This is a genomic window from Deinococcus sp. Leaf326 (genome assembly GCF_001424185.1).
In the GTDB taxonomy this organism is placed as follows: Bacteria; Deinococcota; Deinococci; order Deinococcales; family Deinococcaceae; genus Deinococcus.
Genome location: NZ_LMOM01000065.1, coordinates 415,552 through 434,208, shown reverse-complemented (window position 1 = coordinate 434,208; position 18,657 = coordinate 415,552). Strand labels below are relative to the sequence as shown.

The 18,657-nt window shown below is 71.0% G+C and carries 19 protein-coding genes; 11 read left to right on the top strand and 8 right to left on the bottom strand.

What is annotated here, in order from left to right:
* The first annotated feature begins 155 nt into the window (after positions 1-155).
* Positions 156-2,009 carry an N-acetylmuramoyl-L-alanine amidase gene (locus ASF71_RS18985; protein WP_056302924.1) on the top strand — a complete coding sequence of 618 codons (1,854 nt, stop codon included), beginning with the start codon at positions 156-158 and terminating at the stop codon, positions 2,007-2,009.
* A gap of 15 nt (positions 2,010-2,024) precedes the next feature.
* Here the strand turns inward: ASF71_RS18985 and ASF71_RS18980 are convergent, their stop codons facing one another.
* A complete protein-coding gene (locus tag ASF71_RS18980; RefSeq protein ID WP_056302922.1) occupies positions 2,025-3,089 on the bottom strand; it encodes a bifunctional nicotinamide-nucleotide adenylyltransferase/Nudix hydroxylase in 1,065 nt (354 codons plus the stop codon).
* A gap of 96 nt (positions 3,090-3,185) precedes the next feature.
* Here ASF71_RS18980 and ASF71_RS18975 point away from each other — a divergent pair, with 96 nt between their 5' ends.
* The 6 genes from ASF71_RS18975 to pnp all read left to right on the top strand — a co-directional run bounded on the left by ASF71_RS18975 (position 3,186) and on the right by pnp (position 9,188).
* Positions 3,186-3,674, top strand: coding sequence for a YbjN domain-containing protein (locus tag ASF71_RS18975; RefSeq protein ID WP_056302920.1), 489 nt, complete (start codon positions 3,186-3,188; stop codon positions 3,672-3,674).
* A gap of 193 nt (positions 3,675-3,867) precedes the next feature.
* Positions 3,868-4,272, top strand: coding sequence for a methylglyoxal synthase (gene mgsA / locus ASF71_RS18970; protein ID WP_056302918.1), 405 nt, complete (start codon positions 3,868-3,870; stop codon positions 4,270-4,272).
* A gap of 141 nt (positions 4,273-4,413) precedes the next feature.
* A complete protein-coding gene (locus tag ASF71_RS18965; RefSeq protein ID WP_056302916.1) occupies positions 4,414-5,499 on the top strand; it encodes a PP2C family serine/threonine-protein phosphatase in 1,086 nt (361 codons plus the stop codon).
* Between the two features lie 42 nt (positions 5,500-5,541).
* Positions 5,542-5,919 (top strand): RidA family protein, encoded by a 378-nt coding sequence (locus tag ASF71_RS18960; RefSeq protein ID WP_056302914.1) that lies wholly within the window; start codon positions 5,542-5,544, stop codon positions 5,917-5,919.
* A gap of 229 nt (positions 5,920-6,148) precedes the next feature.
* On the top strand, positions 6,149-6,934 hold the full coding sequence (locus ASF71_RS18955) for a stage 0 sporulation family protein (RefSeq protein ID WP_056302912.1): 786 nt from the start codon (positions 6,149-6,151) through the stop codon (positions 6,932-6,934).
* A 79-nt stretch (positions 6,935-7,013) separates the two neighbouring features.
* Positions 7,014-9,188 carry a polyribonucleotide nucleotidyltransferase gene (gene pnp / locus ASF71_RS18950; RefSeq protein ID WP_056302910.1) on the top strand — a complete coding sequence of 725 codons (2,175 nt, stop codon included), beginning with the start codon at positions 7,014-7,016 and terminating at the stop codon, positions 9,186-9,188.
* Positions 9,189-9,451: 263 nt separating this feature from the next.
* Here the strand turns inward: pnp and ASF71_RS18945 are convergent, their stop codons facing one another.
* Together ASF71_RS18945 and ASF71_RS18940 are read right to left on the bottom strand one after the other, a co-directional pair.
* A complete protein-coding gene (locus tag ASF71_RS18945; RefSeq protein ID WP_056302908.1) occupies positions 9,452-10,033 on the bottom strand; it encodes a DinB family protein in 582 nt (193 codons plus the stop codon).
* A complete protein-coding gene (locus ASF71_RS18940) occupies positions 10,030-11,088 on the bottom strand; it encodes a tRNA-dihydrouridine synthase (RefSeq protein ID WP_156372954.1) in 1,059 nt (352 codons plus the stop codon). The genes ASF71_RS18945 and ASF71_RS18940 overlap by 4 nt, the downstream gene beginning before the upstream one ends.
* A 199-nt stretch (positions 11,089-11,287) precedes the next feature.
* Between ASF71_RS18940 and ASF71_RS18935 the strand changes: the two genes are divergently transcribed.
* Both ASF71_RS18935 and argB read left to right on the top strand, forming a co-directional pair.
* Positions 11,288-11,797, top strand: coding sequence for a GNAT family N-acetyltransferase (locus tag ASF71_RS18935; protein ID WP_082506167.1), 510 nt, complete (start codon positions 11,288-11,290; stop codon positions 11,795-11,797).
* A 56-nt stretch (positions 11,798-11,853) separates the two neighbouring features.
* Positions 11,854-12,603, top strand: a complete 750-nt coding sequence (gene argB / locus ASF71_RS18930) for an acetylglutamate kinase (protein ID WP_056302905.1) — start codon at positions 11,854-11,856, stop codon at positions 12,601-12,603.
* Positions 12,604-12,673: 70 nt separating this feature from the next.
* Here the strand turns inward: argB and ASF71_RS18925 are convergent, their stop codons facing one another.
* Together ASF71_RS18925 and ASF71_RS18920 are read right to left on the bottom strand one after the other, a co-directional pair.
* The gene (locus ASF71_RS18925) at positions 12,674-13,240 is read right to left on the bottom strand and encodes a GNAT family N-acetyltransferase (RefSeq protein WP_056302902.1); all 567 of its coding nucleotides are present in this window, start codon (positions 13,238-13,240) and stop codon (positions 12,674-12,676) included.
* A gap of 43 nt (positions 13,241-13,283) precedes the next feature.
* Positions 13,284-13,907, bottom strand: a complete 624-nt coding sequence (locus ASF71_RS18920) for a DedA family protein (RefSeq protein ID WP_056302900.1) — start codon at positions 13,905-13,907, stop codon at positions 13,284-13,286.
* Positions 13,908-14,031: 124 nt separating this feature from the next.
* Between ASF71_RS18920 and ASF71_RS18915 the strand changes: the two genes are divergently transcribed.
* The gene (locus ASF71_RS18915) at positions 14,032-14,736 is read left to right on the top strand and encodes an HAD family hydrolase (protein WP_056302898.1); all 705 of its coding nucleotides are present in this window, start codon (positions 14,032-14,034) and stop codon (positions 14,734-14,736) included.
* 52 nt (positions 14,737-14,788) lie between these two features.
* On the opposite strand, the gene ASF71_RS18910 is transcribed toward ASF71_RS18915, so the two are convergent.
* The 3 genes from ASF71_RS18910 to ASF71_RS18900 all read right to left on the bottom strand — a co-directional run bounded on the left by ASF71_RS18910 (position 14,789) and on the right by ASF71_RS18900 (position 17,827).
* Entirely contained in the window at positions 14,789-15,472 is a 684-nt protein-coding gene (locus tag ASF71_RS18910; protein ID WP_056302896.1) for an SDR family oxidoreductase, read from the bottom strand.
* A gap of 120 nt (positions 15,473-15,592) precedes the next feature.
* Entirely contained in the window at positions 15,593-16,498 is a 906-nt protein-coding gene (locus ASF71_RS18905) for a hypothetical protein (protein ID WP_082506166.1), read from the bottom strand.
* A gap of 96 nt (positions 16,499-16,594) precedes the next feature.
* Positions 16,595-17,827 carry a Xaa-Pro peptidase family protein gene (locus ASF71_RS18900; RefSeq protein ID WP_056302894.1) on the bottom strand — a complete coding sequence of 411 codons (1,233 nt, stop codon included), beginning with the start codon at positions 17,825-17,827 and terminating at the stop codon, positions 16,595-16,597.
* 112 nt (positions 17,828-17,939) lie between these two features.
* On the opposite strand from ASF71_RS18900, the gene ASF71_RS18895 reads away from it, so the two are divergent.
* Positions 17,940-18,644, top strand: coding sequence for a glycerophosphodiester phosphodiesterase (locus ASF71_RS18895; RefSeq protein ID WP_056302892.1), 705 nt, complete (start codon positions 17,940-17,942; stop codon positions 18,642-18,644).
* The last annotated feature ends 13 nt before the right edge of the window (positions 18,645-18,657 follow it).

Below are 18,657 nucleotides of genomic sequence, written 5' to 3'. Positions count from 1 at the left end.
GATCCCAGCGCGTGTCCCGAGTCAACCGAGTGGCTTCTTCCTTCTAGACCCCGCCGCACAGCGGAGCTGGAGGCCGGGCGCTCAACTGTGCATCACCCCCCGATCATGAGCGGGCGTACCAAATTCTCACGGCTCAGCCGTCAAGATGGATGGAAATGAAGCCGTCTGCCATCCTGCTCTCATCGGCGTTGCTGCTTGGGTCATGGGCAGCGGCTCAATCCGACCCCTTTCAGCGCGGCGTACCGGTACAGGCGGCGCCTTCGCTGCGGCCCGGCACGTTACCCGCCGGAACGGCCGTACCGGGTGGGGCGACGGCCGCTGCGCCGGCCCCCTTGACCCTGACCGGGGTACAGAACGTGGCCTTCGGGACGCCGCGCAGCAGCAACGACGGCAACACGACCCGGGTGGTTTTCGACCTGCCGAGCGGCGTGACCTATACGCTCGCCCCGACGTTCGGGGGACTGCGGCTGGACGTGACGGGCGCGCGGGTGCTGCCGGCCGTCGCAGCGCGCCTGGGGCCCAGCGTGACCGAGTACCGCGCCGGCGGCGGACAGGTCACGCTCGTCACGCCGTTTCCGCTCTCGCCGACCGACGGCTGGCGGGCCAGCGAGGCGACCATCGCGGGCGGCACCCGGGTCCTGATCCTGGAGTTCGGCGCGACGCTGGCCGGCGGCGCTGGCCCGACTGTCAGGGGCGCGGTACTGAGCGGGCCGCCCGCCACCTCGGCCGCCGCGCAGGCCGCCCTGAACACGCCGCTGGCCCAGGCCCAGGCGGCGGTGCAGGCCACCCGAGCCGACGACGCCAATGACGCCCCCACCACTGCCGGCACGGCCGCTGGTCTGCCGCCCGGTGACAGCGTGGTGGTGGCCCCGGCGCTGCCGCCCGCACCTGCCCTGCCCGGCGCCGAGGCCGACAAGCCCAGTGCCCTGGCTGGCCGGGTGCCCGGCACCCTGCAGCCCGGTGTGTCGCTGGGCGCGCCGCGGGTGGGCAAGAATCCGGGCCTGACCCGTATGGTTCTGGACCTGCCACCGGGGTCGAGCTACCGCATCGTGCCGGGCGGCGTGGGCCTGCGCGTCGAGATCGCTGGGGCGAGCTCGGGGGCCATCGCCCAGACGGCCCAGAACGTCTCGCCCGAGGTGCGCTCATGGCGCTACGAGCCCAGCGCGGCGGGCCTGAACGTCATTTTCGTGACCGGCACGCCCACCACGCCCCGCAGCGGCTGGCGCGCGCAACTGCTCGCCCCCAGCAGCGGCGACCGCTCGCGCCTCGCCATCGACTTCTCGCCGGCGCTGGCCGACCTGACCCCGCTGAGCCCCCGCGAGAAACTCCTCGCGGCCGTGCCGCCCATGTCGGTGACGCGCGGCACGGCGATCCTGGCCCTGAGCGCCAGCTTCGTGCGCCCGCGCGTCATCCTGGACCCTGGTCACGGCGGCGTGGACCCCGGCGCGGTGGGCAGCGTGGTCGAGAAGCAGGTCACGCTGGACGTGGGCCTGCGCGTGCGGGACCTGCTGCGCGCCGCCGGAGTGGACGCGGTCATGACCCGCGACTCCGACCGCGAACTGAGCCGTGATAAGAACACCGACCTCAATATGCGCGCGGCGATGGGCACCCCCGGCACCCAGATGTACGTCAGCATCCACGTCAACGCCATGCCGGTGGCCTCGGTGCTGCGCGGCTACGGCGTCGAGACGTGGTGGAACGCCAATCATCCCCTCTCGGCGGCGCTGGCCCAGACGCTGCAGCAGGAGGTGGTCGCGGAGACTGGTGCTTTCAACCAGGGCCTGCGCAACAACCGCTCGCTGGCGGTGCTGCGCAACAGCCGCGTGCCGGCGGCCCTCGTCGAGATCGGGTACGCCAGTCACCCGGTCGACGGCCTGAACCTGCGCGACAACAACTACCTCGACCGCGTGGCCCTGGGCATCGCCACCGGCATCCGCACGGCCCTGATGACCGGCGTGTCGGCCAGCGGCCTCCCTCTCGGCGTGGGCGTGGGCGGCGCGGGCAAGTAGGCCCGGGAGCAGGGCTCAGCCGCGCATCAGGAAGTTCTCGATGATGGCGTGGTGGTCCTCGAAAAATAGGTCGGGGCTGGCCAATGCGTCCGAGAGCGGCATCCAGAAGGCGTCGGCGGCGTCGGAGGCCGCGCGCAGGGTGGGCAGTTGCCCGATGCCGAGGTCGAAGTGGAAGGCGTGCGTGACCGTGCGCCCGCGCAGGCTGCGGTCCGGGTAGTCGAAGACCGCCTGGGCGCGCAGGTGTCCAGCGAGGTTGACCGCCTCGTTCAGGCCGGTCTCCTCGTGGGCCTCGCGCACGCAGCAGGCCAGCAGGGTCTCGTGCGCTTCCAGAAAGCCCCCCGGCATGGCGAGGCGCCCGCGTCCGGGCCGCCCGGCGCGCCGCACCACCAGGACGTGCCCACTGCGGGTGATCACGGCGTCGGCCGTCACGAAGACCGGCGGGTAGGGCGCCGTGGCCCAGGCGGCGCGGTACTCGCGCAGATAGTCGTACTCGGCGCGCAGTTCGGCGTAGTCGCTTCCCTGCCGGAAGGTCTCCAGAAAGGTGTGGACGGCCGGGGGGACCATGCCGCGCACGTCTTCCAGGCGGTCCTCGAAGTAGGCGCGGCGCACGTCGGTGGCGTTCAGTGAGCTGACCACATGCGTCGGAATGAACTCCCAGGCCGGGAAGGAGCGCAGGTAGTAGCTGCTCTCGTCTTTCAGGTGCCCGATCAGGGCCACGTCGCTGCTGCCGCGTGTGTACTCGGCCACGCCGCGCTGCACCTCGCTGAGCCACAGGCTCTCGTTATAGAAGTAGTCGCGGACATGCACGAACAGCACCCGGCTGCGGGCCACGCCCGCCCCGCGCAGCATCGCCAGAATCAGCTCCTGGCGCTCCTCGGCCGTGAAGGGATTCTTGGTGTTGCGCGCCGCCCGCGCCGAGCCGATCACCACGATCAGTTTCTGCACGCTGCGCAGGGCTTCGACCATCACGAGCAGGTGCGCCTGGTGCGGCGGCTCGAAGCGCCCGATATACACCCCGAAGGTGCGCCGCCGGCGCGCGGGCGGGGGAGAAGCCAGGGCCAGGTCGCGGGGCGTGGTCATTCCTCATCATGTCATCTATAAAAGATGAAAAACATGAAATAGGGGATAAGCCGTGAATGAGGTGAGGCCAGGGTGTGGGATGACGTACTGTGAAGTATGAAAAAAATGTGGACTGGTACGGTGGCGTTGGTGGCGGCTCTGACCTTCTCGGCAGCGCAGGCAGGCGGAGCGGCTCCGGTGGTGGGCGGCGCTCAGGTGCAACCGGCGACCCCGGCCTCGGTCGCGGCGGCGCTGCGGACGGCGGGCTACCGCGTGACCGTCAACCCCGTGCAGCCCGACGAGGACCCGTCGCTGGCCGTGGTGACGTCTTCGGGTCAGAACGTGGACGTCTGGCTCAGCGAGTGCCGCGCGCAGGTCTGCGACCGGGTGTCGGCCGGCCTGACCTGGGACGCCAGTGACGAGCCGGACCTGGACTTCCTCAACGAGTGGAACAGCGGGTACTACACCCAGGCCTACGTGTACGAGGAGACCTACCACCTCGACAGCAGCATGATCCTGCGCGGCGGCTACACCCGCGCGGCCCTGGTGCGCTGGATGGAACTGCTGCTCGAAGACGGCGAAGAATTCGAGTCCGAACTGAGCTGAGCGTCACAGAGGCGGCCACAGTCCTTGCCGGCGTTCTGTCCGGCAGGGGCTGTGGCTCCTTTCTGGCCTGGGATGCTGCTCACCCGTCTTCCGCTTGAACAGAGGACACCGGTTCACTCGGGCGATAGACCAGATTCGTGCGTCCCAGACAGATTCCGGCTGGTCCGGGCCAGGCTGTGCCACAATCGGGATCATGACCTCCGCCGCGCCGCGCCAGGTGGCCCTGATCGCCCACGACAAGAAGAAGCTGGAGCTGGCCCTGTTCGCCCTGGCGCACCGTGACCTGCTGGCACATTTTCCCCTGGTGGCAACTGGCACGACCGGGGGCATCCTGCAAAAGCAGACGGGGCTGACGGTCGAGCGCGTGCTATCTGGACCGCTGGGCGGCGACCAGCAGATCGGCGCGCGGCTGGCCGAGGAACGGGTGCTGGCGGTGTTCTTCTTCCGGGATCCGCTGACGGCGCAGCCGCACGAACCCGACGTCTCCGCGCTGGTGCGGCTGTGCGACGTGCACGACATCCCCCTGGCGACCAATCCGGCCTCGGCCGAGGCGCTGGTGCTGTGGTTGCGCCGTCAGGTACCGGGTGCGCCGGCCTGAGCCCGATCGGCCAGCCGGTGGGCCGTCTCCTGATCGTCTGCTCGGCGGCAGCGTGACACGGCGCGGAGTCCGGCCTACCGGAACGGGTGAGTGTTAAGTTTGATTCGTGTGCAACAGCGGCGCTGACCTATAGTGAGGCCGATGCGGCCCCCGCCAGCGCCTCTGATGTCGTCCGGTGTGCTCACGGACGTGGGGCGTCAGCGGGTCGGAGGCGTGAACCAGGACGCGGCAGTGGCGCTCGATCTGCCGCAGGGCGGACTGTACGCGGTCGCCGACGGCATGGGGGGACACGCGGCCGGTGAACTGGCAGCCAACCTGGCCCTCGATACCCTGACCCAGCATTTCCTGGAGAGCCGTGGCCCCGCCCCCGAGCGGCTGGCGGGGGCGGTTCAGGCGGCGAATCTCGCGGTGGTGCGCCACGCGGTGGGAGAGTCGGTGGGCATGGGGACCACCCTCCTGGCAGCGCTCGTAGACCGGGGCGCGGTGCTGATCGCCCATGTGGGCGACTCGCGCGCCTACCTGCTGCGCGGGGGCGAACTCCGGCGCCTCACCGACGATCACTCCTGGGTGGCCGAGCAGGTTCGTCTGGGATTCCTGACCGAGGAAGAAGCTCGGCATCACCAGTGGAAGAGCGTGGTGAGCAACGCCCTGGGCGGCGAGGAGAGGGTGCGCCTGGAGCTGTTCGGGCTGCCTCTGCGGGCCGGCGACCGCCTGCTGCTGTGCAGTGACGGCCTGAGCGGGGTGGTCGACGGACCGGCGCTCGAGAGCCTACTCGCGCGGCCGGACGAGCCCGATCAGCTCGTGCGGGTGCTGATCAACGCGGCCAACGACGCGGGGGGACCCGACAACATCACGGCGGTGGTCGTAGACGTGCAGCGCGAGACGGCCACGCCCCGCTACGCCCTGCCCGAGCGCAGCGGCAACGGGCCGGAATACGTGGATGTGCTGCTCAGCAGCCGCCGCGGCAGCAGCCTGCTCACCTACCTGCTGCTGACGCTGGGATATTTCACGCTGCTGGGGGTGATCCTGGTGCCTGAGCATCGCGTCGCCACCGCGCTGCTGGGCCTGACCCTCCTCGTGGCGGTGCTGGCGGGGCAGCGTTGGTGGCAGGCCCGCCAGCGTTCCGGTCCCCGCCTCCCGGGACAGCGCGCCGAGCGCCTGCGCAGCGCCCGCACGGGTCGCGCGGCCGCCTCGCCGGACAAGCGGCGGCCGCGCGACCTGGGCTAGCCGGCCCCGCTATTCTCGCCCTGGGCGGGCTACAGTGGGTCCATGAAAGAAATCGTGCAGACCCCGGACGCCCCCGCCGCCATCGGTCCCTACAGCCAGGCAGTGCGCTTCGGCAATCTGGTCGTGACCAGCGGCCAGATTCCCCTGACGGCCAGCGGCGACCTGGTCGAGGGCGGCGTCGAGGCGCAGACGCGGCAGGTCATCGAGAACCTGCGCGCGGTGTTGCAGGCGGCCGGCACCGACCTCGACCGCGTGGTCAAGACGACCGTGTTCCTGGCCGACATGAACGAGTTCTCGGTCATGAACAGCGTGTACGAGCAGGAGTTCGCGGCGCCCTATCCGGCGCGCAGCACCGTGCAGGTGGCCCGGTTGCCGCGCGACGTGCGTGTCGAGATCGAAGTGCTGGCCGAGCTGCACTGAGACCGTCCGGGCCGTTACAGCCTATCCCGCGCCGCCGGCCCGGAATTCCCTGGGCTGGCGGCGCTTTCTGGTGAGGGTGCGGTGTGCACCCGGCGTCCACCCTACCCGGTCACAAACGGGCGGCGGGCATTTGTGCCTCCGCTCTTGGCGCGGCGCGGCGTTTCGTGACATCGTGGCAGGCGTGGTTGTCCTGCCTGTCCGCTTCGAGCGGAGTCCCCGGTTGCACGCGATGCTCAGCGAGGTGCCCTATGCCGTGGGCACCCGCGTGGTGGTGCAGGGTAAACGCGGCCCCGAAGTCGCCACCGTGCGTGGCGAGGCCGCCGATCCTGACCCGCGCGGCCGTTACGGCGCGGTCCTGCGCGAGGCCAGTCCCGAGGACCGGGCCCAGTGGGACGACCTGCACCGCCGGGGCGAGGACCTCAAGTGGCTGCTGCGTTCACGGGCCCGCGAACGCGCCCTGAAGGTCAAGCTCGTGGCGGTCGAGTTCACGCTCGACGAGAGCCTCGTCACCGTGAGCTACAGCGCCGACGAGCGCATCGAACTCGGCAGCCTGATCGGCGAGCTGCGCGAACACACCCGCGCCCGCGTAAATTTCGCCGCCATCGGCCCGCGCGAGCAGGCCCAGATGATCGGCACCCTGGGCGCCTGCGGCCGCGAGAACTGTTCGAGCAACCATCTCCAGGAGTTCGCGCCCGTCAGCATCCGTATGGCGCGCGACCAGCAGCTTCCCCTGAACCCGGAGAAACTCAGCGGGCCGTGTGGCCGCCTGCTGTGCTGCCTGCAATTCGAGCACACCCAGTACATCGAACTGCTGGCCGACCTGCCGCGCAAGAACGCCAAGGTTTGCCATGAGGGCACGGGTGCCTGCGGCAAGGTGACCAAGCTGCACCCCCTGGCCGGCACGGTGGACGTGCAGACCGACCAGGGACCGCTGTACGGCGTGCCGGTGACCGAGCTGCGCCGCGACGGCCCGGCTGCCTCCAGCCGCGCGCCCGAGCCGGACGCCGGCGCCTGAACCCGGTCGCCCGGTCCGGGCGCGCGGCCCGGTCCAGACTCCAGTTGCCCGGGCGCCAGCGGGCTACACTGACTTTCATATGATCGGAAAGACCTACACGACGATGCTCGGCGGCCGTGAACTGAGTATCGAGACGGGCCGCCTCGCCAAACTGGTGAGCGGCAGCGTCACCCTGCGCTACGGCGACACCCTGCTGCTCGTCACCGCGCAGGCCCGCGACGACAAGAGCACCCTGGACTTCCTGCCCCTGACAGTCGAATTCGAGGAACGCCACTACGCGGTCGGCAAGATTCCCGGCTCCTTCCAGCGCCGCGAGGGCCGCCCCGGCGAGAAGGCGATCCTGTCGGCGCGCATCACCGACCGCCAGATCCGCCCGCTGTTTCCCAAGGGCTACCGCCACGAGACCCAGGTCATCATCACCGTGCTTTCGGCCGACGGCCAGAACGCGCCGGACGTGCTCGGGCCCATCGGCGCCTCGGCGGCCCTGAGCGTCTCGGACATTCCCTGGGCCGGGCCGACCGCCTGCGTGCGCGTAGGCCAGATCGACGGCCAGTACGTCCTGAACCCGACCACCGAGCAGCTCACGCGCAGCGTGATGGACCTCGTCGTGGCCGGCACGCGCGACGCCGTGATGATGGTCGAGGCCGGCGCGCAGACGGTGGACGAGGAGACCCTCGTCGGGGCCATCGAGTTCGCCCACGCCGAGATGCAGGGCGTCATCAGCCTCATCGAGACGATGCGCGCCGAGATCGGCCACGAGAAGTTTAACTTCCTGGCCGAGAGTGACCTGAGCACCGACCTCGTGCCCGAACTGGCCGAGGCCGCGCGCGTGGGTGACCTGCGCGGGGCCCTGCTGACCGTCAAGAAGAAGGAGCGCAGCGCCAACCTCAAGGCCCTGCGGGACCGCCTGATCGCCGAGCGCGTGCCCGAGGGGGCCGAGGACGCCGCCGAGCAGACCGTGGCCCTCAAGGCGGCCTTCGGCAAGGTGGAAAAGCAGGAACTGCGCCGCCTGATCCTCGAAGACGATCTGCGCGCCGACGGCCGCAATTCGAAGACCGTGCGGCCCATCTGGATCGAGACGCGGCCCCTGCCACGCGCGCACGGCAGCGCGATCTTCACGCGCGGCGAGACGCAGGTGCTGGGCGTGGCGACGCTGGGTACCGAACGCGACGAGATCCTGATCGACGACCTGAGCGCCGAAAACGGCGACAAGTTCCTGCTGCACTACAACTTCCCGCCGTACTCGACCGGTGAGGTCAAGCGCATGGGCGGGCAGTCGCGCCGCGAGATCGGGCACGGCAACCTTGCCAAGCGGGCCATCCGCGCGGTGCTGCCGAGCTTCGAGGAGTTCCCCTACGTGATCCGCGTGGTAGGCGAGGTGCTCGAATCGAACGGGTCGAGCAGTATGGCGACCGTGTGCGCCGGCACCCTGTCCCTGATGGACGCGGGCGTGCCTCTCAAGGCGCCGGTCGCGGGCGTGGCGATGGGGCTGGTCATGGAGGGCGAGCGCTACCGCATCCTGACCGACATCCTGGGGCTCGAAGACGCGCTGGGCGACATGGACTTCAAGGTCTGTGGCACGGCCGAAGGCGTGACCGCCCTGCAGATGGACATCAAGGTAGGGGGCATCACCCCGGCCGTGATGCGTGAGGCACTCGCGCAGGCCCGCGAGGCCCGGCTGCACATCCTGGGCAAGATGGCCGAGGTGCTCGCCGCGCCGCGCGCCGAACTGTCCCCGACCGCGCCGCGCATCGTGTCCATGAAGATCAACCCCGAGCTCATCGGCAAGGTCATCGGGCCGGGCGGCAAGCAGGTCCGCGAACTCGAGGCGATGGGCGCGCAGGTGACCATCGAGGAAGACGGCACCATCCGCATCTTCAGCGCGTCGGGCGAGGCGGCCGAAGCCGTGCGCAACCGCATCTCTGGCCTGACCCGCGAGGCGAAGGTAGGCGAGGAGTTCGACGGCACGGTGGTCAAGACCGCGCCTTTCGGGGCTTTCGTGAACCTGTACGCCGGCCAGGACGGCATGCTGCACATCTCGCAGATGAGTGAGGAGCGCATCAATGCCGTCGAGGACGTGCTCAACGTGGGTGACAAGCTGCGGGTCAAGATCATCAATATCGACGACCGCGGCAAGATCGACCTGATCCGTCCTGAGCTCGAAGGCAAGATCGCCCCGCGCGCGCCCCGTGAACCGCGCAGCGACCGTGGCCCGCGTCCCGACCGGGGACCGCGCCCTCCCCGCTCCGAATAAGGTTCTGTTTCCTCCCCACTCTGGGGAGGTTTTTGTATCGCTGTGGCGGGAAATGATTTCCTGGACCCCCACCCGGTAGGCCCTAGAACGGGCGTGTCGGGGTGGCGACGGAGTGCAGCATCGTGGAGGCTATGACTACGCCCTGGCCCGTATCTGGCTACGGACCGGCGACCCGCTCCAGACCTGTCCGAACTACAAACTGTCCGACCACTTTCCGCAGTGTCAGTAACTGTCTGACGCTGCTGGGCTCCTCGTCCCGGTCCCTACTGCTCCGCTGGGGTGGGCTCGGGTTCCAGGCCGTCGCCGAAATCGGTCGCCGTGACCTGGGGTGAGCCCTGCGGGCGTACGAAGCGCAGATAGTCCAGCCACGGCGGAGTATGGCCCTGTTGGCGCACGAGCAGCGTGATCTGGGCGAGGTGACGGACCTCGTGGGTCATGACGTGCCACAGCAGCTGCTCGAGGGTCACGGTATCGCTCGCCGGGTCGTCGTGCACGAGCTTGACCCGCTGTGAGAGGTCGGGGCCGCTGTCCAGGTAGCTCTCGGTCATCGCGTTGATCTCCCGGCCGTAGTCGATGATCCAGGCCAGGGAATACTGCCCGGCCTGCGGGCGGACCCAGTCGTGGGGATAACGCTGCGCCACTCCCAGTCCGTCGCCGCGCGCTACCGCGTGAATCCAGTGGTCCTCGACGTCGCTGATGTGCAGCAGCAGGTCTTTGACGCTGTGGAACCGGTCGCCGGGTTCGATCACGTCACGGTCGAGGTCCTCGGGCGGCAGCGCCCGCAGAAAGTCCCAGAGCTGGGCCCGCGAGGCTGCCAGATAGGCGTAGTACTCGCGGACGTTCATGCCGGGTTCCCAGCGTAGGCCGCTCCGGCGTGCGCGGCAGGCTCCTGGGACGCCGGCCCGGTCACCGGCCACAGCGCCGCGCGGACGTCCTCCAGGGTCTCGGCCTGAAGAAGCGCGGGGTGCAGTTCAGGCAGGTCGGGCAGGTACTTGGGCAGCACCTTGCGCAGCGGCCGCATGCTGGCGCGCCGCAGCTCGCCGGGACGGTGCCGGTCGGGGGCGGTATAGAAGGCGTCCTGCAGTTCGGCGTGCCGCAGCGCGGTGCGGGCACGGACGGCAGTGCCGGGCACGGCCCAGTCCTGTTCGGCGCCGCCCTCTGCGGCCAGCACCCGGAAGATCCAGGGGTTGCCGACCGCGCCGCGCCCGATCATGACGGCCGCGACCCCCAGGGCCCGGCGCCGGGTGGCCTGTTCGGGGGTCAGTACGTCGCCGCTGCCCACGACCGGCACTGGCACACCCGCCGCCACGCGGGCGATGGCTTCCCAGTCGGCCTCGCCGGTGTAGCGCTGGGCACTCGTGCGCCCGTGGACGGTGATCACGGCCGCGCCCGCCTCCGCGAGCCCCTGCGCGACTTCCAGGCTGCGGTCGCTGTCCCAGCCCAGGCGAATCTTGGCGCTCACGTCCAGCGAGGTCGCCGAGCGCATGGCGCGCACGAGCTCGAAGGCGACCTCGGGCGTCTGGAGCAGGCAGGCGCCGCCCTTGCCGCGCACCTTGGGAACCGGGCAACCCATGTTGAGGTCGAGTGCGGCGGGCGAGAACCAGCCCTCGGCCTTCTGCACCGCCGCCGCGAGCAGTTCCGGCTCGGCGCCGAAGAGCTGCACCACCCGCCCTTCCTCGCCGGGGTAGGGACGGCCCAGGTTCAGGCTCTCGTTGTCGCCTCCCAGCACCAGGCCGCGCGCGCTGATCATCTCGCTCACGGTCCACAGCGCGCCCTGCTCGGCGGCGAGCCGGCGCATGGGCGCGTCGCTGTACCCCGCCATCGGGGCGAGAACCGCGCCGGGGCGCGCGAGCCGGCGCGCGTAGAAGCCGGCGGAGGGCGGCGTGGGCGGGCCGGTCATATCCCGCCAGCATATCCCGCCGGCCCCCCCCACGGGTGAAGGCAGACTGAACCGGGCCTGAACCTGAATGGGCAAGGAAAGCGGAAGAACGGGCGCTATGCTCGGGAGGTCCGGTTTTCCTTCCTGTGGTCCGGGCGGCTCTGTTTCGGCGCCGCCCGCTTGCCGCGCCAAGACCCCACCGGACGGAGGAACACCGATCTTGGAAGTCACGCCCATGGCGCTGCACCACGCGCCGATCCTACACACCATCTACGAAGCCACGCCCGGCTATTTCGCGCTGCTCGGGTCGCGGGTGCCCAGCGTCAGCGAGGTGCAGGGCGAGATCGCCTCGGCGCTCAGCGACCCGCGGCGGCACCTGGAGCTGCTGCACGACGAACGCGGTCGCCTCGTGGGCCTGCTCGACTACAAGCGCGACTATCCGCAGCCCGGCGACGTGACCATCAATCTCCTGATGATCTGCGAGGAGTGGCAGAACGCCGGCCGGGGCGCCCAGGTCGTGCGCGAGCTCGAGGCGCGGCTGCCCCCCGACACACGCCGCGTCCTGGCCAGCGTGCTAGGCGACAATCCGCGGGGCGCGCGCTTCTGGGAACGCCTGGGCTACCGCTTCGCCCTCGATGCCCGCCCCGCGATGACGTGGTACGCCAAGACGTTGCGCGGTCCCGAAGACCCGCAGGCCACCGCCGGGGACCTGAGCGCCGTCCTGAGCTGAGACCCTGGGCCGAACATCCGGGCGCGGGCCCCAGAGGCCGCCCTACAATTCCGGGCATGATCGTGAAGTACGGCGGCAATGCCATGAAGAGTCTGGAGCTGCGCCGCGCGGTGGCGGCCGAGCTGGCGGCCCTGCGCACCGAGCACGCCCTGGTCGTGGTTCACGGCGGCGGCCCCGTCATCGAGCGTGAGCTCGCGGCGCGCGGTGTGGTCAGCGAGTTCCGGGGGGGCCTGCGGGTCACGACCCCGGAGGCGATGGACGTGGTCGAGCTGGCCCTGACCCGTCTGGGCAAGGAGATCGCGCAGGACCTGGGGAGCGCGGTCGGTCTGACCGGCCGCGACGACGTCCTGCTGCGGGCCGAGGTCCTGAACCCGGACCTGGGCCGGGTGGGGCGCGTGACCGGGGTGAACGCGGACCTGCTGCGTGCGCTGCTGGGCGCGGGCCTGACCCCGGTGGTCGGCAGCGTGGCCCAGGACGAGGCCGGCGGCGTCCTGAACGTGAATGCCGACACCGCCGCCGGAGCGGTCGCGGGCGCGCTGGGCGAGGGCGTCATCTTCCTGACGGACGTGGACGGCGTGTACCGCGCCTACCCCGACCCCACGAGCCTCGCCCCGCAGCTCACGCGCGCCGAGGCCGAGGAAGGTATTGCGGCAGGGTGGATCGTGGGCGGCATGATCCCGAAGGTGCGCGCGGCCCTGGAAGCCCTGGACCGCGGCGCGCCCTTCGCCACCATCGCCAGCGGCATGACGGCCGGGGTGCTCGCGGCGGCGGCGCGGGGCGAGGCGGGCACGCGGCTGGTGCCGTGAGTGAAACGGCGTCCGGGGAGGCCCGGCCGCTCCGGACAGTGGGGGCCTGTCTTCGGCCGCCCCACCGCTATCAACGCACCCGGCTGAAGACCAGGGTGTCGCGCAGTTGCAGGGGGTGGTCGGCCGCCACGGCGTCGTTCACCAGCCGGGCGTCGAAGGTATAACCCAGCGCAGCGGGAATTCGGGCGCTGCGCTCATTGGCCGCGTCGCAGCGGATTTCCAGACGCCGGAAGTGCAGTTTCTCTAGGCCGACTTCGGTCAGGGCGGCCGTCACCTCGCGGGCGTAGCCCTGTCCCGTATGGGGGGTGGCGATCCAGTAGCCGATCTCGCCCTTGGGCACGCGCCAGTCGAGGGCGTGATAGCCGCTGCTGCCCACGATCTCGGTGCCGGCCTCGTTCCAGACGTGGTAGCGCAGGCCCTCACGCGACGCGAAGGCTGCCGCCGCTGCCCGCAGGTTCTGGCGGGTGGCTTCCAGGTCCTGCGGCGACTGTGCCCACACCATCCAGCGCCGTAGTTCGGGCAGCGAGGGGTCACGCGCGGCCATCAGCGCTGCGGCGTCGGCCTCCTCGGGGCGCCGCAGCCACAGCCGCGCGGTGCGGATCTCGTCGGGAATGTGGGGCAGCGGCGGAAAGGTCATGCGGCTATTGTGCCTCGCTGCCCACGCGCAGCCGCTGGCCTGCTCAGGCCCCGCTGCCGCCCTGCGCGGCCTGGCTGCGCTTACGGCGCACGAACCACACCACGGCAGCGACGACGAGTACGACCAGGATGACCTTGGAAGCGGGACCGACGTACTGCTCGACGCGGTCGTAGTTTTCGCCCAGCACGTAGCCCGCACCGGCCAGAACCGAGGCCCACAGCGCCGAGCCGATGGCGCTGTAGATCAGGAACTTGGGCAGCGGCATCTCGCTCATGCCGGCCGGGAGGCTGAGCAGGCTGCGGATGCCCGGCACCATACGCCCGAACAGCACCGCGCCCGTACCGTGGCGGTCGAACCAGTCGTCGGCCTTCTTGATGTCCCTGCCCGAGAGGGTGAGCCACTTGCCGTATTTGTCGGCCCAGGCGATCAGCCGCTCCTCACCGAAGGCCCGCCCGACGTAGTACAGCGGCAGGGTGCCGATCACGCTGCCTAGGGTGCCCATCAGCACCACCAGGAAGATGTTGAGGTCGCCGCGCGAGGCCGCGAAGCCCGCCGAAGGCATGATCAGCTCGCTGGGAATCGGTGGAAAGATGTTCTCCAGGATCATCAGCAGCAAGATGCCCAGGTAGCCCATGCTGTCCATCAGGTTCTGTACCCATTGCGCCATACCCCGCAGAGTACCTGTCCGGCGCGCTCCGGGCGTCCCCCGAAAGAGAAGGTGGAGACGAGCCTCAAGATTCGGTCAGGCTCCTGGGCGCCCCGCTGACGTCCCGGCTCCTACACTGCCCGTCATGACCGGTCCTGATCCTGCTCCTGCATCGCTCACGCTGCCCGCCGGCCTCAAGGCCCTCGTCTTCGATTTCGACGGCACCATCCTGGACACCGAAACCCGCGAATTCTGGCACTGGCAGGAGCTGTACCGCGCGCATGGCCGCGAGCTGAACCTGCGCGACTGGCAGCGCGGCATCGGCACCTGGGGCGCCTTCGATCCCTGGGCCGGGCTGCCCGAGGCGGTGCAGGCCGACCGCGCGGCAGTGCACGAGGCGCTGCATGGCCGCATCCTGGCCGATATCGAGGGGCAGGACGTGCGCCCCGGCGTGCGGGCGGTGCTGGAAGGCGCGCGCGCCGCCGGGCTGCGCCTCGCCCTGGCGACGAGCAGCGGGCGCGACTGGGTCACGCGGTGGCTCTCGCAGCACGCCATGCTGGAGCTGTTCGAGGTGACGGCGACCCGTGACGACGTGGCGCAGGTCAAGCCCGACCCGGAGCTGTACGCCCTAGCTGCCGCGCGTCTGGGCCTGAAGCCCGGCGAGTGCCTCGCGGTCGAGGACAGCCTGAACGGCGCCACGTCGGCGGTCGCGGCCGGAATGCCGGTAGTCACAGTGCCCAATGACGTGACCCGCACCCAGCCCTTCCCGCCCGAATGGCCCCGCCTGGACGACGGGTATTCGGGCGGTCTGCTTGAGCTGGTGCGGGTCGGCTGGGGAGAACGCCAGTAGGCATGGGGGGTAGGCAGCCTGACTCCAGTCAGGAGTCAGGCTGCCCGGCCCGTCACTCCATCTCGTCGGGGTAGACCTTCATCTCGGTGACGTGCGCCCGGTCAGGGCGTGAGAGGGCGTGCGCCACGCTCTTGGCCAGGCCGCGCGGGTCGATCATGGCCTCCCACTTGACCCCCTCCTCGCGGTTTTCGGGCGTGTCGATGGAGCCCATCGGGTACAGCACGCAGCCGCGCACGCCCCGGCCCTTGAGCTCCTCGTGCAGGCTCAGGACATAGGCCGAGACAGCGGCCTTGCTGGCGGTGTACAGCGCCGCCTTGGGGCCGCTGCGCTGCGCGGCCTGCCCGGCGCTGACTCCCAGGATGAGGCCGTCCTTCTGCCGGAGCATGCTGGGCAGCACGCCCTGGACCGCGTGGAACAGGGTGAGCATGTTCTCGTCGAACATGGTGCGGTAGTCGTCGCCCGTGGCCTTCTGGGCGTCCTGCGCCGTGTAGGCGCCGACCGTATGGACGAGGGTGTCTACCTTGACCTTGCGGAGCAGCTCGACGCTGGCGGGGTCGGTGAGGTCCACGTCGATCACTTCGGTGGCCGGAACGCGGTCGGCAGCGCGTGCCAGCGCCTCACCGCGTCCGACGAGGACGATCTGCGCGCCCGCGTCGTCGAGTTCCTGCGCTATCGCGGTGGCGAGCGCGCCGCCCGCACCCGTGAGCATGACCGTGGAGGAGCCGAGGTTCGCCATACGCCCAGCCTAGCGGGCCGGCGGGGGGGGCAGGGCGGGGCCGGCCGGTCCAGGCTTCAGCAAGGCTTAAAGGTGCGGGCAAGGTCCAAAGGACTGGCCGGGCCTGCGTTGGCGGATTTCCTAGTCCCGGCGGTCCGGCGCCGCCGCGTTCAGCACGCCGCTGCGGCGCAGGCCGACGGCGAGCGTGGCGGCGGCCAGCGGCGCCAGCCCCCGGCTCTCGCGCAGCAGCAGGCCCAGCCCCAGCGTTCCCAGGGCGAGCTGGCGCGACCTCTGTACCCGGTTGGCCGAGACGCGTGTGGGCACGAGGTCGCAGCCACTGCTCACCGCCTCGGGCGCGGCGAGGCTCTGGCTCAGGCCCAGGGCGGCGAGACTCAGCAGGTCGGTCAGGACGCCGCGGTTGCCGGCCTTCTTGTGGCCGTCGCCGTCCTTGCCGTTCTCCGTGCCGGCCTTCTCCGGGCGGTGCAGGGTCGGGGGCAGGACCCCGGCAGCCACGCCGTACAGGGCGGCTTCCGGGAACGGCGCGAACCGGTCGCCCGCGTCGGCGGCCAGCGACAGCGCGGCCCCCGGCAACAGGGCGGCGGCGCGCTGGCCTGCGAAGGCCGACAGGGCGGCCTGGGCCCCCAGGGCCAGCAGGTCGCTCTGTGAGGGGCGGTGGCCCACCGTGGCCGACAGGACCCGTAGGCTGCTCACGGCCGTCAGGCTGCCCAGCAGGTTGGGGACGCCGCCCAGCAGCGCCGCCACCGCCGCGACCGGCAGGGCGACCGCCGCCGTCTGCGGGTGGTCGGGGTCGAGTTCACGGGCGGTCGCCCAGGCCGAGAAGCCCGCCACGCCGGTACCCAGCGCAGCCTTCCAGCCCCGGCCCAGCAGCAGGGGCGCCAAGGCGCCGACCGCCAGCCCGGCGGCGGCGTAGCGGTTGGACGCCACCGTCAGGTCCAGCGGGCGCGGCAGCGCCGAGGCCAGTTGCGTGGCCCGCTTCTGGGCCTGCTGGGCAGAGGTGGGGCGGAACGGCAGGAGGGTGGAGGCCATGCCTCACGCTACGCGCCGCCCCCCAGGGCTACCCGCAGGAGCGTTTCAAGGTTTCTTGTCAGTTGGGCGGGGTGCCGGGCGGCTCCGCTGCCCGCTTCAGCTCTCGCCGTACCCGGCCGCACGCACGGCCGCCCAAGCGCCCGCCCCGAGAACGAAGGGGGCATGCTGGAGGTCGGTGGTCACCTCGGGGCCGGCGGGCGCGAGGTACACGTCGATTTCGGTACGCAGCCCGAAGCCCCGCGCCGCCGGGTAGGTGCCCGGTTCGATGGTCACGCACAGGCCCGGCGTGAGGGTGCGGGTGTCGCGGGTCTCGTAGTCGTCAAGGTTGGCCCCCGCGCCGTGGATCTGCACGCCGAGGTCGTGGCCGGTGCGGTGCAGGAAATACGGCGACCAGGTGTCGCCCATCGCGTCCCGCGAGGCGCGGTCGAGTTCCCAGCCCTGTACCTCGCCCCAGCCGGTGGCCGCGTGGCGCTCCTGCAGGCGCGAGAGGGCCGCGTCGCGCGCCCGCCTCACCGCCGCCCAGGCGTCCAGATACTCGGCGCCCGGCTCGCCCGCGTGCGCCACCCAGGTCACGTCGGCGAAGGGGCGGCCCGGTTCCTGCGCCCATAGGTCGATCAACACGCACTGCCCCGCTTCCAGCACCGCGTTCTGGGTCTCGCTCGGCTCATAGTGGCTGTCGGCAGCGTTCACCCCGAAGCTGACGTTCACGTCATGCCCCGCCTCCATCCCCGCTTCCTCGATGCGCCGCATGATGACGGCCTGCACCTCCAGTTCGGTCACGGGCTGCGCGGCCTTCAGGCGGTCGTGGACGAGTTCAAAGGCCTCGTCCTTGGCGGCCATCAGGACGGCGGCGGCGCGGCGGTGCGCGGCGAGGTCCTCGGGGGACCACACCAGGAACGACTGGAGCAGGTCGGCGCTGCTGGCGACTTCGGCCGCCCCGGCGGCGCGCACCCGCTCCAGCGTGCCGGCGTCTACGCGGCTCACGTAGGGCACGGCCCCCTGCGGGCTGTACTCCATCGCCAGGCGCCGCCCCGCGACAAGGGCGCGCAGTTCGGCGTCGAGCTCGTCGTGCGAGCCGAACGGCCGCAGTTCGGCGTCCCAGCCCTGCGTGACGCGCCGCCAGTTGCCGCCCTCGATGTGGTTGTGCAGCACGGTCGCGCGGCCCTCACGCGGCACATACACGAAAAAGCGCCGGGTCAGGAACACGCCCTGCGGAATGTCCAGCACGCGCCGGGCATGGGGGTTGAGGCCCTGGAAGTCGTAGATGAGCCAGCCGTCAAGGTCCGTGGCGGCGAGCGCGCCGCGCATACGTTCAACCGGGGAAGTCATGCCGACAGGGTAGAGCGTGGACCGGGGAAGGCGTAGGGATACCGGGCGCGGGCAGGCTCTAGATTTCACCGACTCGGACCCGGCGCTGACGTGCGGCCCTTAGCCTGGGAGCATGTCGCTGCCCTGCTCTGCCCAGCCCCAGCCCCTCCTGCTCGGCCACCGGGGTTCGCCCCGCGTCCACCCGGAAAACACCCTCGCCGGATTCCAGGCGGCCCTCGACGCGGGCCTTGACGGCGTGGAACTCGACGTGCGCCGGCTGGCCGACGGCACACTGGTCATCCACCACGACCCGGCCCTGCAAGGCGGCCGTGCCCTGCCGGAGTTGATGCGGGCAGAGTTGCCCGCCGCCGTGCCCACCTTGGACGACGCTCTGGCCTGGGCCGCCGATACGGGCGCCTACGTGAACGTGGAACTCAAGTACGAGGCGGCCCGCCCCGACGACCGGGTGGGCCGCACCCTCGACTCGGTGCGCGCGCACGGCCTGGCCCGGCGCGTGATCCTGAGCAGTTTCAACCCGCTGCTGCTGCGCGCCGCGCGCGGGCTGGCCCCCGATATCGAGCGCGGGCTGCTCATCCACCGCGCGTACCGCACGGGGTCGCTGGACGCCGTGCCCCTGGCGATGCGCTGGGTGGGTGCGGCAGCGCTGCACCCCCACCACATGCTGGTGGACCCCGCCCTGATGGTGCAGGCCCGGCGCGGCGGCTGGCGCGTGAACACTTGGACGGTGAACGAGGCCGCCGACGTGGCGCGCCTGACGGCCCTGGGGGTGGACGCCCTGATCGGTGACCTGCCCGGCACCCTGCTGACCGCGCGCTGACCCTGGGAGGGGC

What these genes read in the sequence shown, in the direction of transcription:
- ASF71_RS18945 (WP_056302908.1), bottom strand. Translation starts at nt 10,033, where the DNA reads ATGAACGTCCGCGAGTACTACGCCTATCTGGCAGCCTCGCGGGCCCAG.
- ASF71_RS18900 (WP_056302894.1), bottom strand. Translation starts at nt 17,827, where the DNA reads ATGACTTCCCCGGTTGAACGTATGCGCGGCGCGCTCGCCGCCACGGAC.
- ASF71_RS18895 (WP_056302892.1), top strand. Translation starts at nt 17,940, where the DNA reads ATGTCGCTGCCCTGCTCTGCCCAGCCCCAGCCCCTCCTGCTCGGCCAC.
- ASF71_RS18975 (WP_056302920.1), top strand. Translation starts at nt 3,186, where the DNA reads ATGAAAAAAATGTGGACTGGTACGGTGGCGTTGGTGGCGGCTCTGACC.
- ASF71_RS18905 (WP_082506166.1), bottom strand. Translation starts at nt 16,498, where the DNA reads ATGGCCTCCACCCTCCTGCCGTTCCGCCCCACCTCTGCCCAGCAGGCC.
- ASF71_RS18925 (WP_056302902.1), bottom strand. Translation starts at nt 13,240, where the DNA reads ATGACCTTTCCGCCGCTGCCCCACATTCCCGACGAGATCCGCACCGCG.
- ASF71_RS18960 (WP_056302914.1), top strand. Translation starts at nt 5,542, where the DNA reads ATGAAAGAAATCGTGCAGACCCCGGACGCCCCCGCCGCCATCGGTCCC.
- ASF71_RS18910 (WP_056302896.1), bottom strand. Translation starts at nt 15,472, where the DNA reads ATGGCGAACCTCGGCTCCTCCACGGTCATGCTCACGGGTGCGGGCGGC.
- ASF71_RS18940 (WP_156372954.1), bottom strand. Translation starts at nt 11,088, where the DNA reads ATGACCGGCCCGCCCACGCCGCCCTCCGCCGGCTTCTACGCGCGCCGG.
- pnp (WP_056302910.1), top strand. Translation starts at nt 7,014, where the DNA reads ATGATCGGAAAGACCTACACGACGATGCTCGGCGGCCGTGAACTGAGT.
- mgsA (WP_056302918.1), top strand. Translation starts at nt 3,868, where the DNA reads ATGACCTCCGCCGCGCCGCGCCAGGTGGCCCTGATCGCCCACGACAAG.
- ASF71_RS18980 (WP_056302922.1), bottom strand. Translation starts at nt 3,089, where the DNA reads ATGACCACGCCCCGCGACCTGGCCCTGGCTTCTCCCCCGCCCGCGCGC.
- ASF71_RS18955 (WP_056302912.1), top strand. Translation starts at nt 6,149, where the DNA reads ATGCTCAGCGAGGTGCCCTATGCCGTGGGCACCCGCGTGGTGGTGCAG.
- ASF71_RS18985 (WP_056302924.1), top strand. Translation starts at nt 156, where the DNA reads ATGAAGCCGTCTGCCATCCTGCTCTCATCGGCGTTGCTGCTTGGGTCA.
- ASF71_RS18915 (WP_056302898.1), top strand. Translation starts at nt 14,032, where the DNA reads ATGACCGGTCCTGATCCTGCTCCTGCATCGCTCACGCTGCCCGCCGGC.
- ASF71_RS18965 (WP_056302916.1), top strand. Translation starts at nt 4,414, where the DNA reads ATGCGGCCCCCGCCAGCGCCTCTGATGTCGTCCGGTGTGCTCACGGAC.
- argB (WP_056302905.1), top strand. Translation starts at nt 11,854, where the DNA reads ATGATCGTGAAGTACGGCGGCAATGCCATGAAGAGTCTGGAGCTGCGC.
- ASF71_RS18920 (WP_056302900.1), bottom strand. Translation starts at nt 13,907, where the DNA reads ATGGCGCAATGGGTACAGAACCTGATGGACAGCATGGGCTACCTGGGC.